The following is a 1,908-nucleotide window of genomic DNA, read 5'->3' on the forward strand; positions in this document are numbered from 1 at the left end:
TCGGAAGGCACGTGCAGACCTTTCGTCATGGCCTCCTACCTTTCTTTCGGGCCCTTGTCAGGGCCGATTCGTTAGCGCCCCTCCGTGTGAGGCGTTATTGCTGACGACATATTTATATCCAAAATCAGCCCATACTTCCACCTCGCCCCCGAACGGTTTTTTATGAGGGGTGAACGGCATACACATATACTTCACGCATGGCACACTTTGATTTAATAAAGTTAATTTACGTGCTTAAATGCTTTTTCAAACCAAATAGCAAATGGAACTTAACTTTATTGAACCACCCTCAAATTGCATATTTCTAATAAAGCTATGAATAGAATTAGCGATTCATACCGCGTCTCAACCATTTTCATTTTTATTCAGAAAAAAGTTTGTCCTATTCATTTCTGGTATGCATATTACCGTTTACCAGACGTTGGATACCGTTCACCGGAAGTTCAGTATAAGGCCCAACGAACACCGGCTCGCCTTACGGCCTCATTTGTAACAACTTGACTTCTCGGTATAGAAAAACAGACCCGCTCCCCTCATGGGTAACGGGTCTGTTATCGATAATCGTAGACGGATTTGAGTGGCTTTGAGAGCCGTCGGAATCCTAGCGATCAAACTCCGCCAGTGCCTCGCCCAGAAGCCTCAGACCCTCGCGAAGAACATCTTCGCTTGCGCAGTAGCCCAGGCGCGCTCCGCAGGGAAGCTCAAAACGGCTGCCGGGGACCAACAGCACTCCCCTCTCGGCCAGCAGACGCTTGCAGAACTCCTCGTCATCCTCGGGAATATCCAGCTGGATGAACGAGGTGGACACGCCCTGCGGGGCCGTCCAGGAAACACGATGCTGCGTATCGATCCATGCCTGCGCGATATCGCGGTTACCAAACAAGATCTTGCGGTTGCGCTCGAGAATCTTGTCCTTGTGCTCGAGCACGTAGGTCGCCAGGGCGTCGTTGAACACGCCGCCGCAGATCATGGTGTAGTCGCGATACGTGCGGATGCGGTTGGACACCTCTTCGTCGGCCACAACCCAGCCCACGCGAGCCGCAGGCGTCGAATAGGTCTTAGACACCGAGTTGGTGACAATGGCCCTATCGTACACGTCGGCCATCGACATAAAGGACTCGGTGTTCTCGAGCGGCAGATAAACCTCGTCGCACAGCACGTAGGCGCCCACCGAACGGGCAATCTCGGCAATCTGACCGAGCGTATCGGCATCAAGCACCGTACCGATGGGGTTCGATGCGTTATTGATGCAGATGAGTTTCGTGTTGGGGCGCACCGAGCGCTTGAGCTGCTCGATATCGGGTTTCCATCCGAGCTCCTCGCGAAGCTCCCAATACTCAACCTCGGCGCCGAGCGTACGCGGGATCTCATAGAGCGGCGCATAGGTAGGCCACTCGGCAATCACATGATCGCCGGGCTCGACAACGGCCATGATGGCGTTGAGGTTGGCACCCGTGCAGCCATTGGTCTGCAGAATGTGATCGGGATTGACCTCGCGACGATACAGCTTGGCGACCTCGGCCTTAAACTCCGGCGAACCCTCGATCCAGCCGTAGTTCATCTTCTCGCGATCCAGGCGCTCGTAGAACGTGGCGCCGCCCTGCTCGTCAAGCGCACGAAGCTCGCCCATGGTCAGCGACGAAATCGTCGACTGAGCAATGTCCCACGTAGCGCTCTTCTCCCAAACGTTGAGCCACTCCTCAACGCCAATTGTCTTGATATCCATGGCCACCTTATCCGTTGTTAATTTAGCGTCATTAAACATGAATGGGACGGTGCGAAAGATCCGCACCGTCCCATTGGGAGACATCTAATGGCAGCTAGATGTTTGTATTAAGACCTGTACGGGTCTTTGAAAACCTTAGAGGTCCTCGCGCCAGAAGGGCATGCTCATGCAGCGCGGGCCGC

General features: G+C 54.0%; 1 protein-coding gene. It reads right to left on the reverse strand.

Annotated elements, in window-relative coordinates; all coding sequences use genetic code 11:
* Positions 1-601 precede the first annotated feature (601 nt).
* Complete coding sequence (locus DXD77_RS10165; protein WP_117648573.1) at positions 602-1,726, reverse strand: aminotransferase; 1,125 nt, start codon at positions 1,724-1,726, stop codon at positions 602-604.
* Positions 1,727-1,908: the final 182 nt, after the last annotated feature.

This window comes from Collinsella sp. TM09-10AT, assembly GCF_003436275.1.
Classification (GTDB): domain Bacteria; phylum Actinomycetota; class Coriobacteriia; order Coriobacteriales; family Coriobacteriaceae; genus Collinsella.